The sequence below is a fragment of the Pseudomonas sp. PA-5-4B genome, from assembly GCF_021606215.1.
GTDB classification, from domain to species: Bacteria; Pseudomonadota; Gammaproteobacteria; order Pseudomonadales; family Pseudomonadaceae; genus Aquipseudomonas; species Aquipseudomonas edaphica.
Genome location: NZ_WKDB01000054.1, coordinates 30118 through 43878, shown reverse-complemented (window position 1 = coordinate 43878; position 13761 = coordinate 30118). Strand labels below are relative to the sequence as shown.

Annotated in this window: 14 protein-coding genes and 2 pseudogenes; 7 read left to right on the top strand and 9 right to left on the bottom strand. The window is 57.4% G+C overall.

Going from position 1 to position 13761, the window contains the following annotated elements; all coding sequences use genetic code 11:
- The 7 genes and pseudogenes from GIW28_RS22840 to GIW28_RS22810 all read right to left on the bottom strand — a co-directional run.
- Nucleotides 1-319, bottom strand: a pseudogene (locus GIW28_RS22840) (MFS transporter); the annotation flags it as partial.
- 10 nt (nucleotides 320-329) lie between these two features.
- Complete coding sequence (locus GIW28_RS22835; RefSeq protein ID WP_170040672.1) at nucleotides 330-1100, bottom strand: class I SAM-dependent methyltransferase; 771 nt, start codon at nucleotides 1098-1100, stop codon at nucleotides 330-332.
- 12 nt (nucleotides 1101-1112) lie between these two features.
- A complete protein-coding gene (locus GIW28_RS22830) occupies nucleotides 1113-2249 on the bottom strand; it encodes a hypothetical protein (protein ID WP_017135315.1) in 1137 nt (378 codons plus the stop codon).
- Entirely contained in the window at nucleotides 2246-2971 is a 726-nt protein-coding gene (locus tag GIW28_RS22825; RefSeq protein ID WP_236447412.1) for an SDR family oxidoreductase, read from the bottom strand. Before GIW28_RS22825 ends, GIW28_RS22830 begins: the two co-directional genes overlap by 4 nt.
- Before the next feature lie 10 nt (nucleotides 2972-2981).
- Nucleotides 2982-3710, bottom strand: coding sequence for a sulfotransferase family protein (locus GIW28_RS22820; protein WP_099550082.1), 729 nt, complete (start codon nucleotides 3708-3710; stop codon nucleotides 2982-2984).
- Complete coding sequence (locus tag GIW28_RS22815) at nucleotides 3707-4930, bottom strand: transaldolase family protein (RefSeq protein ID WP_236447411.1); 1224 nt, start codon at nucleotides 4928-4930, stop codon at nucleotides 3707-3709. Before GIW28_RS22815 ends, GIW28_RS22820 begins: the two co-directional genes overlap by 4 nt.
- Before the next feature lie 25 nt (nucleotides 4931-4955).
- Nucleotides 4956-5672: an HAD family hydrolase gene (locus GIW28_RS22810; protein ID WP_017135319.1), complete on the bottom strand. Its 717-nt coding sequence runs from the start codon at nucleotides 5670-5672 to the stop codon at nucleotides 4956-4958.
- Between the two features lie 256 nt (nucleotides 5673-5928).
- On the opposite strand from GIW28_RS22810, the gene GIW28_RS22805 reads away from it, so the two are divergent.
- From GIW28_RS22805 to GIW28_RS22780, 6 genes and pseudogenes are all read left to right on the top strand, one after another.
- Complete coding sequence (locus GIW28_RS22805; protein ID WP_017135320.1) at nucleotides 5929-6729, top strand: glucose 1-dehydrogenase; 801 nt, start codon at nucleotides 5929-5931, stop codon at nucleotides 6727-6729.
- Complete coding sequence (locus tag GIW28_RS22800; protein WP_017135321.1) at nucleotides 6722-8548, top strand: glycoside hydrolase family 15 protein; 1827 nt, start codon at nucleotides 6722-6724, stop codon at nucleotides 8546-8548. The genes GIW28_RS22805 and GIW28_RS22800 overlap by 8 nt, the downstream gene beginning before the upstream one ends.
- A gap of 123 nt (nucleotides 8549-8671) precedes the next feature.
- Nucleotides 8672-9220 carry a GNAT family N-acetyltransferase gene (locus GIW28_RS22795; protein WP_176992336.1) on the top strand — a complete coding sequence of 183 codons (549 nt, stop codon included), beginning with the start codon at nucleotides 8672-8674 and terminating at the stop codon, nucleotides 9218-9220.
- Nucleotides 9221-9276: 56 nt separating this feature from the next.
- Nucleotides 9277-9517 (top strand): annotated as a pseudogene (locus tag GIW28_RS22790) (hypothetical protein).
- A 12-nt stretch (nucleotides 9518-9529) separates the two neighbouring features.
- On the top strand, nucleotides 9530-10159 hold the full coding sequence (locus GIW28_RS22785) for a BRCT domain-containing protein (protein ID WP_236447410.1): 630 nt from the start codon (nucleotides 9530-9532) through the stop codon (nucleotides 10157-10159).
- A gap of 209 nt (nucleotides 10160-10368) precedes the next feature.
- Nucleotides 10369-11295, top strand: coding sequence for an alpha/beta fold hydrolase (locus tag GIW28_RS22780; protein WP_099550087.1), 927 nt, complete (start codon nucleotides 10369-10371; stop codon nucleotides 11293-11295).
- Here the strand turns inward: GIW28_RS22780 and GIW28_RS22775 are convergent.
- Nucleotides 11265-12233 carry a GlxA family transcriptional regulator gene (locus GIW28_RS22775; protein WP_017135325.1) on the bottom strand — a complete coding sequence of 323 codons (969 nt, stop codon included), beginning with the start codon at nucleotides 12231-12233 and terminating at the stop codon, nucleotides 11265-11267. The genes GIW28_RS22780 and GIW28_RS22775 overlap by 31 nt on opposite strands.
- Nucleotides 12234-12323: 90 nt before the next feature.
- Here GIW28_RS22775 and inhA point away from each other — a divergent pair, with 90 nt between their 5' ends.
- Nucleotides 12324-13004, top strand: coding sequence for an isonitrile hydratase (gene inhA / locus GIW28_RS22770; RefSeq protein ID WP_170040665.1), 681 nt, complete (start codon nucleotides 12324-12326; stop codon nucleotides 13002-13004).
- A 50-nt stretch (nucleotides 13005-13054) separates the two neighbouring features.
- Here inhA and GIW28_RS22765 read toward each other — a convergent pair whose 3' ends face one another.
- The gene (locus GIW28_RS22765; protein WP_236447409.1) at nucleotides 13055-13684 is read right to left on the bottom strand and encodes a LysE family translocator; all 630 of its coding nucleotides are present in this window, start codon (nucleotides 13682-13684) and stop codon (nucleotides 13055-13057) included.
- Nucleotides 13685-13761: the final 77 nt, after the last annotated feature.

Genomic DNA, 13761 nt, shown 5'->3' with positions numbered 1-13761 from the left:
ACCAAATGCTGTCGCTGACGCTCAAGCCCAGCAGGGCCAGAGACGTCACCACGGTGGATACCAGGCTGATTTTCCAACCTTCGAAAAAACGGCTGATGTAACTGGTGACCGAAGAAAACAGCAGAAAGCCGATCTGTGCGCCGCCGGTAATCAAGCCCACAGTGGTGTAGTCAAAGCCGATATCTCGGCGCATATCAACGACCAGGTTGGCGAACAAGTAAACGCCGAACCCATAGGTACTGGCCACAAACCCTGTCAGTACGACTGCCAGCACCACGCTGTCCAGCGCGCGAGAATTATTCTGTACGAGTGTGCTCATCATGACGCCCTCACACGGCGCGGGCGGTGTGGATGACAAAATCACAATTCATCCTGTCGAAGTCACGCTGAAAATCACCGTAATCTTCATGGGCAGAGAAGCCGCTAGCCTGAATCTCGTCGGCCAGTTCCTTGGGTAATAACGGATACACTTTCAGGCTGTAGCGTTGTTTATCTTCAAAGTCGTAAATGAACTCGCACACCTGTGCATCGACCCTTCCCAGGCTGACCGACGCACTGGCCCCGCAGTAATAATAATTGCCGCTGGATTTGAAGTTGCCCGCGCGGATAGCAAAAAAATTACGCTGATCAACAATCAACACACCGCCTGGCTTGAGCAATGCCCTGAACTTGCGCAGCACGCTCATGCGGTCGTGCGCCTCAAACACATGGCACAGTGAACTGCCCAGGCACACTACGGCATCGAACGTGCCCAGCACGTCCGGGTCGAGGTCAAGCCACTCCATATGGTGGGATTCAATAGCCAATTCACGTTCAAGGAAGTTCTGCCGGGCTTTTTTCAACATCGTGCCGCTACCGTCCGTAGCGACCACCTTGAAACCTGCCTGTTTGAGTTGCACGGCATGAAAACCACTGCCCGTGGATACATCCAGCACCGATCTCACACCGTGACTTTTCAGCAACTGCTCAAAGAACCCCTTCTCGCCGGCCTTTCTTTTTTCCCAATCAATCAACGCGTCCCAGCGCTCGACAAAGTCCGACGAATATTGAGTTGAGTAATTGGCTACTTCCTCGTGTTCATACCCCAGGATTTGACTCATGGCACACCGCTCCTAGCCGATTGAATTCTTGAAAGACAGGTACTTTCCCGCCAACTCCCGAGCACAGTCCGCGGACTGCCGAACCGACATGATGTCCTTGGAGTACCCCAGCATCGTCTGCATGATTGCCATGCACCTGGGGTTGAAGGTGACCGAGCCGTCACAATGGATTTCGTCGATACCGTCGTGGCTTTGGCAAATGCTGTTAAGGCGCACCGCGTCGTCGTAGGGGCATTTGTCGGAGAACTGCACATTGATGCGTCCGTCCTGAAGCCAGACCGGATAGCCGCCCGGAAGCCCCAACGGACCGGGCGCGTGCACCAGTACCGGCGTCGGTGAGAACAGCCCTTCGATCACGGTGACCGCAGAACACGCGGTTAGAAACTGCCCATCAACCCCGCCCAAGCGACGAAACTCGGATTTCACCGTAGAAAAAATCACCTCATCGGACAGACGAGCGACTTCGCGCCGGCCGCGAACCTCATACAACAAGCGATAGCTGGCACGCGGGGGCCGTCCGCCCCGTGGCACGTAGTGGCTGAAATAATGCTGGGCATACAGCATCACCTCCACGTCAGCGGGAGAACACTTCAGCAACCGCGCGATGGAGAAACGCACGGCCGGAATCAGGTTGGCGACATTACCCACCCCGATGTCAGGGGCCAGACCGACCCTGGCCAGAATCGGATTGACGGCGTCAGGAAAGGCCGCATTGACGGTCAGGGTCGTGATACCGGAAGCCTTCACTGCCTGCATCAAGTCATGCATCAGTGTCAGGTGCATGGGTAACCAGGGACCGAACTGTGCCTGGTCAAGTTGTTCGAACGAGTGTTTGGGCAACCCGGTGATCACTCTCCATGACTGCAACGAGGCGCAGTTCACGATGATGTCCGGCGCATGTTCCCGAAGCACTTGGGTAACGCTGCCGATATCCGTCAAGTCCGCGATCACTGGCGAGATAGCAACATACTGCTCCAGTTGTGCGCACGACAGCGTCACCAGGTTACACATCCGGATGGTCATTTCTTCGTTGCGCCCCAGCACGACAAACTCGAACCTGTTCCTGGGCGCCAGAATCTTGAGAATGTGCAGGCACAAATTACCTGCGCCCACCAACAGCAACTTTTTCTTCGGTATGGGCTGGCTCACCGTGGGTAGGCTCCGTTATCAACCGGGATAACCTTGCCGGTCATATGACGAAAACCTTCACCGACCAACAGCAAAATGACCTCAGCAACACCACTGGGCAGGATGGGGTCTTTAAGAATTTCCTGGCGCGCGTATTCAGCCCGCCGGTATTCAGGAATAGTGTCGTAGATGGCCGTGTCGTGAATCAGTGCCGGAGACACCGCGTTTACCCGTACAAAAGGGGCGAAGTTCCAGGCATTGGCCTTGGTCAAACCGATCACTGCAGCCTTCGTGGCGCCGTACAGGGCATCACAGCTGCCCACTTCCCCTGCCACTGAGGTGATATTGACGATGCTGCGCGGTGCTTCGTGCTTCATTTCGCGTTCGGCGAAATCTTTGGAAAGGTAAACCAAGGCTTTAAGGTTAACGTTAAGCATTTCATCCACTTCGTTATCGGAATAGGCATAAATGCTTTTGCCGTGATACAGCCCTGCATTATTAATTAACCCATAGATAGTGGCATGACGCTCATACAGGCTTGGAATAAAGCTCTTGATCACAGCGTCACTGGAAAGATCGGCAACCTGTGTCTCTAATACACTCGCACTGTAAGTTTGTTGCAAGGTGTTGAGCGCATCCACGTCCTTATCGACGGCAATCACAAAGTAACCATCAACAATCGCCTGTTCCAGTGTCGCCCTACCAATTCCATTAGCGGCACCGGTAATAATCAATTTTTTCATGCCCTGTTTCCTATTGACAGAATTCGTTCATGCGCGCGTAAAAAACCCGGTGATAGTCATACATCGCTTTTAACGCTGGCGTATTATCGAGAACCTCTTTATCGGGCTGAGTCTTACTCGACGAAATAATGCACTCACTGTTTTCTGCGGCGACGTGCCAACTTCGCCAGGTTTTCCATTGCGGAGGGCACTCGCGTTTCCACACCATGGCTTGCGGCAGAAATTCAATATCCAAATAGTCACACAGTTTGCCAATCACGCGCTCCGGCGCTGCCGCCAGGTCATCAGCATTAATCACATAGGGCACTTTGCCGGTGAGTTTGGTGACCACACAAAAGATCTCATACAAGGCTTTATGCCCGATGGCTTGCAACGGCATGTTGGGGTGTATTCGATAATGCGAAAGAATGCTGCTGGCGGGCTCCCGAATAAGAAAGATATTGTCTTGTTGCGCCAGAAAGTCCACGTCTACTTTTAAGTCATCGAGGCAGTGATAACACATGTCTTTGTGAAATACGCTGGCCGTCTCCCTGGCCTTGACCAGTCGTTCTTTTATGCCCTGATACGTGGTTGGAAAACTATGATCCCATTCATCCGAAGGAATGGCAGAGTCTGCAGAAAATGCCATATGAGCAAACGGCTCGTGGAAGACTTCAAAGTCTTTGCGCTCGATAAACACGCGCTCCAACACCGTTGAACGAGAACGGGGGTGCGCCCATAACCCGACCATCTTGTTCATACGAGCACCCCGTATTCGGCCGCCATGATCGCACTGAGCGAGCGGCTGAAAGCGTGCACAGGGGGGCAGAGTCGAGTGCAAAAATCGGCCAAGCGTCGGTGCGCACTGTTGGCCTCATTGCACGTGTTGATAAAAGCCTCATGATTGCAAAAGTCATAAGGCTCAATGCCGTCCAGGCAGTAGGCTTCGCAGAAGTACGGAATACGAAACAACTTCGCGAGCGTCGAAGCCGGGGGCTTCAAGGGTTCCGCTGCAGGAAATACAGGTTTACCGCGACTTTCGCGCTCAATCAAAAACTCAACCACCTCCGGCGTCAGTGTGTAGCACGTCGCCGACAAGCCGGTCTTCTCCAAGTGCCAGCAATGCTTGTTTCCACGCTCGTCGACATCGACTTTTATACTGGAAAGCAGGGTTTTGACAGGAACGGAAGACGCCGAGACCAGCGCCTGTATCTGCTCATAAACCAGCAACTCGGCCCAGCGCAGATCCTCTGGACTCAGCGTCAGGCCACGCTCCGCCGCTTGTAACGCAAGCTCGGGTTGACAGGCGAAGCGGCCGATCATGAACGTGATCACGTACTTGCAATGGCTTGTGTCAACACCCTTGCTGCGTGCAGTCACCCTTCCACGCTCTATTGCCTGGATGCCTGCCTTGAATTGCGAAACAGTGAAGCAGAACGTGATGTTGAGAGAACTTCCTTGCGCCACTAAGTGCTCGACAGTCGTAAGGCCTTCCTGGCTTGCGGGGACCTTCACCATCACATTCGCAGACAACTGACGCAGCGCCACTCCCCTGGCAGTCATGCGTTCAGCGCAGCGCACATCGACCGGATCAACTTGAGCGCTAATCCAGCCTTCACACTGCCCGGATTGAACCCAGCGTTGCTTCAGGTCCGCAGCCCCCTGCACGATCACTTCGTCGTACAGTTTCCTGCGCAACTCTTGGGGCGCCAGTTTGGCAAGATTAAACCGCGACAACCAATACTCGCGTCTTTCAAGAATCACCGCAGTGACCAGTCGAGGGTTTGTCGTCACATTGCTGAACCCACCGGGTTGCGAAAATGTGTCTGGCATTAACTGCTCTATGCAGCCGGACGCTGCCGGGTATTTTTCAAGCAAGTGTTTCTTATAAGGCACATAGACGGCAGGCGACGAATCCCACCAGACCTCCGAACGTTGATCATTACCCTTTAGCCGCTCTGTATAACCTGAAGTCTTCACAACGCCTCCTCCCTGAGTAGTCATATCACGCTAGCGCCGTGCGTAATTCACGCATATTGGAAAAAGGCAACGCCCCGGCATCAGCCAAAATTAAATGTCGGCCCACGGGCCCAAAACCCAACACGCTTATATTCGCAGCAACCGCCGCGCGAATGCCGGCAACACTGTCTTCAATAACCAATGCATCACGGGGGTCGACGTTATAAGCAGCGCACGCCGTTAAAAATACTAAAGGGTCTGGTTTCCAACGCCCCAACTCGTAACAACTGAATATGTGCCCCTCAAAATAAGACAACAGTCCCGTGAGACGTAAACAGTGTTCTATTTTATTACGGGGCGCACTGGAGGCTACGCAAAAAGGTAGCGTCAGGCCCTCCAGTACTTCTCTTATTCCATCGGTAGGTTTTAACTGCGCCGTCAAATCGATCCGTGCACGCTGACGGAAAGCTTCTTCAAACTGACTGTCCAGGCAAATACTCAATACCCGTTCAGCTTCACGTAAGCAGTCGGCAATCTTGCGCCCACGAAAGCGCTCAATAAATTCTACTAAGTCAAGGCCCGTAGCCTCTGGTGCGTCACGACGTGCTTGTTCATTCAGCAGGGAGATCAATACAGACAGGGTGATTTCTTCGCTGTGTACAAGTACACCGTCGCAGTCGAAGATCACTAACTTAGGCACGCCCACGCGGACAGGCGCAGCCTCCTGAACTGGTAGTTCCCCTATAAAGGCCAATGGGTACATGGGCATCTCTTATAGGTATATCCGCGATGACTTCTGAACTACCAGCGGAGCACATTTAGGTGTGCTTATAAGACGCCTAGAGAAAAATCCTGTCAAACGATTTTTAGCGGTTTATTAATTACTTTTAATTATTTATATTGTGTTTTTTATTCCCAAAACCTAAGCACTTCAATCGAAAAACCCATTTGCGACTGCTGAACTTCTACCGACACGTGTCAGTCAGCACAAAGGACTCTCATAGAACGGTGGGTGGGCAATGCAGATCTCCTTGCAGCAACAAGTGGCCCTGGTCACCGGCGCCAGTTCCGGCATCGGCGCAGGCGCAGCCAAGGCGTTGGCCGAAGCCGGCGCGGCCGTGGTGCTCAACTACAACTCCCAGGCGGCGCCAGCCGAAGCCCTCGCTGCGCAGATCAACGCAGGCGGCGGGCGGGCAATTGCCATCGGCGGTGACGTGTCCAAAGAAGCCGACGTGGAGCGCCTGTTCGCCCAGACCCTTGAGGCCTTCGGTCACCTGGACATTCTGGTGGCCAACTCGGGCCTGCAAAAAGACGCCAATCTGGTCGACATGACCCTCGACGATTGGAACACCGTGATCGGCGTCAACCTCACCGGCCAGTTCCTGTGCGCCCGCGCCGCCGTGCGGATCTTCAATCGCCAAGGCATTCGCGACGGCGTCTCGCGGGCGGCCGGCAAAATCATCCATATGAGTTCGGTGCACCAGGTCATCCCGTGGGCCGGGCATGTGAATTACGCAGCCTCCAAGGGCGGTGTGGAGATGCTGATGCGCACCCTCGCCCAGGAAGTCAGTGAACAGCGCATCCGCATCAATGGCATCGCGCCAGGGGCGATTCGCACGGCAATCAACCGTGCGGCCACCGAAGGCGCGGCTGAAAAAGAATTGCTCAAGTTGATTCCCTACGGCCGCGTAGGCGACGTGGAAGACGTGGCCAATGCGGTGGTCTGGCTGGCCAGTGATGCCTCCGACTACGTGGTGGGCAGCACCTTGTTTATTGATGGCGGCATGAGCCTTTATCCGGAGTTTCGTGGCAATGGTTGATTTCAAGAACGAACCCCAAAGCGCCATCGATGCCCATGGCATCATCGGCGATATGCGCAGCGCGGCACTGGTGAACGACACAGGCAGCATCGATTTTTTCTGCTGGCCGGAATTCGACAGTCCATCAATCTTCTGCTCACTGCTGGACACGCCCGAAGCCGGTGTTTTCCAACTCACCCCCGACCTGCCCAACGCACGCCGCGAGCAAATCTACCTGCCCGACACCAACGTGCTGCAAACCCGCTGGCTGAGCGATGAAGCCGTGGTGGAAATCACTGACCTGCTGACCGTTGGCGAAGACGTCGACGACCTGCCGCTGTTGATTCGCCGCGTGCGTGTGGTCAGCGGCAAAGCCACCCTTCACCTGCGCTGCGCCGTGCGCCATGACTATTCCCGCGCACAAACCCAGGCGACGACCGACAACGATGGCGTGCTGTTTACGGCTGACGGCCAGCCCGCCCTGCGCCTGGTCGGTAGCCATCCGCTGAACCTCGAAGACCACGCTGCAGTCGCAAGCTTTAGCCTGAGCCAGGAGGAAGGCGCCGAATTTGTCCTCGGTGGCGCCGACGACCCACGCGTCACCAATGACTGCACCGACCTGTACCTGGAACGCACTCTGAAGTTCTGGCGCGGCTGGATCGCGCAATCCAATTACCGTGGGCGCTGGCGTGAAATGGTCAACCGCTCGGCATTGGCCTTGAAGCTTTTGACCTCACGCAAACACGGCGCAATCATCGCTGCCGCCACCTTCGGCCTGCCGGAATCACCCGGCGGCGAACGCAACTGGGATTACCGCTACACCTGGATCCGCGACGCCTCGTTCACCGTTTACGCGTTTATGCGCCTGGGCTTTGTCGAGGAAGCCAACAGCTACATGCGCTGGCTCAAAGGCCGAGTCAGCGATTGCTGCGGCAAGCCGACCAAAATCAATATCCTCTACGGCATTGATGGGCGCCAGGAGCTGCCGGAAACCACACTCGATCACTTGACCGGGCACGGCGGCGCCAAGCCGGTGCGCGTCGGCAATGAGGCGTTCGACCAGATCCAGTTGGATATCTACGGCGAGCTGATGGACGCGGTGTACCTGGTTAACAAATATGGCGAGGCGATTTCCCACGAAGGCTGGAAACACACGGTGGAAGTGGCCGACCAGGTCTGCGAAATCTGGAACCAGAAAGATGTCGGGATCTGGGAGATGCGCGGCGAGCAGCATCACTTCCTGCATTCGCGGCTGATGTGCTGGGTGGCGCTGGACCGCGCAATCCGCCTGGCCTCAAAACGCTCGCTGCCGGCCCCATTCGCACGCTGGGACCAGACCCGTCAGGCCATCTACGCCGATATCTGGAGCAATTTCTGGAACGAAGAGCGCGGGCACTTTGTGCAACATATCGGCAGCACCGCACTGGATGGCTCGATGCTGCTGATGCCGCTGGTGCGCTTCGTCGCGGCCACCGACCCGCGCTGGCTGTCGACCCTGGAAGCAATCCAGAAAAGCCTGGTGCGTGACGGCATGGTCTATCGCTACCGCAACGATGACAGCCAGATCGACGGCCTGCAAGGCACCGAAGGCGCCTTTACTGCCTGCTCATTCTGGTATGTCGAATGCCTGGCCCGCGCCGGCCAAGTGGAGAAAGCCCACCTGGAATTCGAACAACTGCTGCGCTACGCCAACCCGCTGGGCCTGTACGCCGAAGAGTTCGACAGCCAGGCCCGTCACCTGGGCAATACGCCCCAGGCGCTGAGCCACTTGGCATTGATCAGCGCGGCGACGTTTTTGGACCGTAAGCTCAGTGGGGAAAAGACCGTGTGGCAACCCTGAGGTGGGCTGTGCACAATGGGCAGTCCCGTCGTTAGACTGCTCGGAAAACTTGGAGGTAGATGTGGGGTGGCATGCTTTTGCCAAAATCATTGATCGCGAGCCGGTTTTCGCGACACTAGCGCCATGAGCGGATTTCCTGCCCTCGCTACCCCGCGCCTGCACCTGCGAGAACTGCAAGTGAGCGACGCCCCCGCGCTGTTCGCCATCCACGCGGATGCCGCGAGCATGCGCTGGTTCGGCGTCGACCCGATGACTGACCTCCCCCAGGCCGAAGCCCTGATCGAAACGTTCGCCCAGTGGCGCACCCACCCAAACCCAGGCACACGTTGGGGCCTTGAACACCAAGGCAAATTGATCGGCAGCTGCGGCCTGTTCAAGTGGAACCGCGTCTGGAACAGTTGCGCGTTGTCCTGCGAGCTGGCACCTGCTGCTCGTGGGCAGGGCTTGATGAACGAAGCCTTGCAGGCCATGCTCGATTGGGGCTTTGAGCATATGCAGTTGCATCGCGTCGAAGCCTTGGTGCACCCGCAGAACACTGCTTCTGTAGCGCTATTGAAACGCCTGGGTTTTAAAACCGAAGGCACATTACGAGACGCAGGGTTCTGGAATGGCCAGCGGCATGACCTGAGGGTGCTGGGGTTATTGGCGCAAGAGTGTATAGACGACCACTGAGAGGCCTATAACGATACCGATGCCACTTAACGCGCCCTGATATTCAAGGAATGAATATGATCCTGTGCCTAGAAAGAGATGTAAGCACACCGATCCGACCTATATTGAGCTGCAGCGAAACGTGGGAAAGCTACGATAAAGGCTTGATCAAATGTTGGGAGGTTGGTCGGGCACTGGCAACTGGATATTGATCCTGAGCAGGAGGTCCCTAAAACGTGCTCGCGTACTCACATAATGGTTACGTTCACGCCCGACAAAGCGAAGTACATCAATCAGACCACGGAATCTGAAGGTTAAGGAGCAGGACGCATGGATCTTCATAAGGAATTCGAGCGAAGCATTTTCTTTCACCAGGCACGTATTGACCGACGCTCTGCCGATGCATTGGTCGGGATTACCGCTGGCTTGACGGCTGATGGCAAAATCAACCAAAGGGAAGCCGAGTTTCTCAAAACTTGGATAGAGACCCATCTGATACAACTTGAAGATCCGGTCGTTAACATTCTTTATCAACGTCTCGCCAATATGCTGAGCGACAGTGTGCTGGATGAAGATGAGTCGAACGAGCTATTGGAAATGCTGCATCAATTCTCGGGCCTTCCAATTGGGGCACCTCAGCGCACGACAGGCGTTAGCAGCCTGCCGTTGAACGACCCGGTTCCTGAGCTCGATTGGCAGGGCAGGGTTTTCCTGTTTACAGGAGTCATGGCATACGGCCCTCGCAAAGACTGCGAGTCGCTCGTACTCGAACGAGGAGGCGTGATCGGAAACTCTGTTAGTAAAAAAGTCCATTTCCTGGTGGTGGGCAGCATTGGCAATGAGCAGTGGCTCCACAGTTCCTACGGTACGAAAATCAAGAAAGCAGTGGCGTTGCGAAACAGCGGCGTTCCCATCGCAATCATCAGCGAAACCCACTGGCAACAGGTGGTGTTCGGTTGAATCCCATCATTTCCATCCTCATTCACGTCCCAGACTGGCGCACCGCAACCGACGGGCTAGACAAGTCAGGCAACTGACTTCAAGCGTGCAATGCACCGTCATCGGCTTGAGCTAGAGTTCCAGCAACGTTGGCCTGACCCTGACCTGTGGCGAGCAAGCTCGCTCGCTACAGGTATCTATCGTTCGATCAATCATTTGGTATTTACACCATGAACCCACTCGCCCAGCTGCTCTACGTGCGCACCTCCATGCTCGACGTGGCCTATGAAGCCCACGGCCCCGAAGGCGGCGCGCCGATTATCCTGCTGCACGGTTTCCCCTACGACCCGCGTGGCTACGATGACATCGCGCCGGTGCTGGCCGAGCGTGGCTACCGCGTGCTGGTGCCTTACCTGCGCGGCTATGGCCCGACGCGGTTTATCAATGAGCAGGTCATGCGCTCCGGCCAACAGGCGGCGTTGGCCAAGGATTTGCTGGACTTCATGGATGCCCTTCACATCCCGCAAGCCACTTTGGCGGGATATGACTGGGGTGGCCGCGCCGCGTGTATCGTCGCCGCGCTGTGGCCCGAGCGCGTACGTGGGTTGGTGACGGGAGATGGCTATAACATTCAGGACATCGCCAACTCACTCAAGCCGGGTGCGCCCGAGACAGAGCATCGCTTGTGGTATCAGTTTTACTTTCACACCCAGCGCGGTGTGGACGGTTTGACTGCCAATCGCCGCGAGCTGTGCGAGCTGCTGTGGAAGCTGTGGTCGCCGACCTGGGCCGAAGGGCCGAGCCTCTACGCCAAGACCGCGCCGTCATTTGATAACCCGGATTTTGTCGAGGTGGTCATTCACTCCTATCGCCATCGCTTCATGTACGCCCCCGGCGACCCGGCGTTGGAAGCCATCGAACAGGCACTGGCGCTGCAACCGCCGATCTCGGTGCCGAGCATTTCGCTGTGCGGTGCCGATGATGGCGTCGGCCCGGCCCCGGTCGAGGACGACGATGTGGCGTGCTTCAGCGGCGAGTATCGGCGCCAGGTGTTGCCGGGCGTTGGCCACAATGTGTTCCAGGAAGCGCCGCAGGTGACCCTTGAGGCGCTGTTTGAACTGCTCGCTCACGACACCGGCGAAAAGCGTTCGCGGTAAGCCTGGGGCGTCACCGATAACGCGCGCAGAAAGCTGCGGCGCAAGGTTTCTTCGCAGCCGAACCCGCACTGCACGGCAATGCGTTTGATTGACGCCGTGCTGTCGGCCAACTGCCGCCGCGCCGTTTCCACGCGGATCAGTTCGACGGCGCGTGCCGGGGTTTGGCCGGTTTCGGTGCGGTAGTGGCGCACAAAACTGCGCTCGCTCATGCCAGCCTGGGCGGCCAACGTGGCGATGTTCAAATCCAGGGTAAGGTTTTCGGCCATCCAGGCGTGCAAGTCGGCAAAACGGCTGTCGCCCTTTTGCAGCGATAACGTCGCGCTGAATTGCGATTGCCCGCCCGGACGCTTGAGGAACACCACCAAATGCCGCGCCACTTCAAGGGCGACGGCGCGGCCCAGGTCTTCTTCCACCAGGGCCAGGCACAGGTCGATGCCGGCGGTGACACCGGCGGAGGTCCACACCGCACCTTGCTGGATAAAGATCGGGTTGGACTCCACCGTCAGCGCGGGAAACTTGCGCGCCAGCTCTTCACAGCGCGTCCAGTGGGTGGCCACGCGGCAGCCGTCGAGCAAGCCGCTGGCGGCGAGCAAAAAAGCCCCGGTGCACACCGACGTCATGCGCCGCGTGTGCCTGGCCTTTTCGCGCACCCACTGCACCAACGCGGGGTCTTCGGCAGCGCCATACACGCCCCAACCGCCTGCGATCACCAATGTGTCGCAGGGTGTATCCAGCGCGGGCAGCGGCTCGGCCACCAACGCCAGGCCGGCGGAGGTCATCACCGGCGCATCCTGCGCGGCGACCACCGAAACCGCGTAAGGCAACGGCAGGCCGCGCTGGCGCGCCAGGTCATTGGTTGAGGCGAACACCTGCAACGGCCCGGTCACGTCGAGCACTTGGGCATTTTCAAAAGCGAGAACGTGGATGATCCGGGTCATGATTGGCGTGATTTGTGGGCTCAATGGCGTATTCGCCAAAGCCTAGGCCTCTACAGTGAAGCCGTCCACCCCTTTATCGGAGCTTGATTCATGACCTTGCAGATCGGTTTTCTGTTGTTCCCCGGTATCCAGCAGCTTGACCTTACCGGCCCCTATGACGTGCTGGGGTCGCTGCCGGATGTGAAGCTGCATCTGGTGTGGAAAGACCTGGCACCGATCACCTCCAGCACCGGACTGGTGTTCACTCCGACCATGACGTATGCCGACTGCCCGCGCCTGGATGTGCTGTGCGTGCCCGGCGGCTCCGGCGTCGGTGCCTTGATGGAAGACCCGCAAACACTCGACTTCCTCAAAGCCCAGGCGCAGACCGCCCGCTACGTGACCTCGGTATGCACCGGCTCACTGGTGCTCGGTGCGGCCGGTTTGCTGCGCGGCCGTAAAGCCACCACCCATTGGGCTTACCACGACCTGCTCGCCCCGCTGGGCGCCATCCCGGTGCAAGCGCGCGTGGTGCGTGACGGCAACCTGTTCACCGGTGGCGGGATTACTGCGGGGATCGATTTTGCGTTGACCCTGGCCGCCGAGCTGTACAGCGAAGCCGCCGCACAGCTTGTGCAACTGCAGATCGAATACGCGCCGGCACCGCCGTTTGACGCGGGCAGCCCGAGCACCGCGCCTGAACATGTGCTGGAAGAAGCCCACAAGCGCACGGCGGAATCGCGTCGGGTGCGCGGTGAAATTGTGGCGCGGGCGGCGGCGCGGCTGGGCTGATGGCACCTGCGCAGCAAATTCTGTGGCGGTAGTGCTGTAATGGCGGTGGGTCAGGCAGGCCGGGACATAAACGCCAACCGCGCCGCCAATAGCGTCAGCACGGTCGCCAGGCCCCATTTCTGCAGCCTGGCGCTGTGGCTGCTGCCCGCAAACACTCGGCTGATCGCCCCGCCAAAAATGCCCAGCAAGGCGTGGAAAACCCCGGCGATCAGGGTCAGAACGCCGCCCAGCACCCACAGCTGCACCGCAATGGGGCCGGCCTCGGGCCTGACGAATTGGGGCAGAAACACCATGAAAAACAGCAACGCCTTAGGGTTGAGCAGACTGTTGAGCATGGCCTGCACAAACACATGCCGTAAACGCACGCGCCGGACCTGGCTCATGTCCAGGCCGGTGTTTTTTTGCAAGGTCTTGAACACCAGCCACAGCAGGTAGATCACCCCGGCGTAACGAATCAAATCAAACGCCGGCGGCCAACTGGCGACCAAGGCGGTGACCCCACTGGCCGTCAAGGCGGTCAACAGCAAATCCGCCACGCAGATCCCCAGGCTTGAAGCCACGCCACCGCGCCAGCCATAACTCACGCCATGGCTGATCACAAATGCCATGTTCGGCCCCGGCGACAGCAGCAACAGCAAAACAGCGCCGGAAAACACCGCAAGGGTTGCAAGGTCGATCATGCTCAAGCCCTCCACCAGAGAAAGCCTGCAGATTAAACGGCGCGCCGTGCGGCAACAAAAAATTGTGCTGGATACAT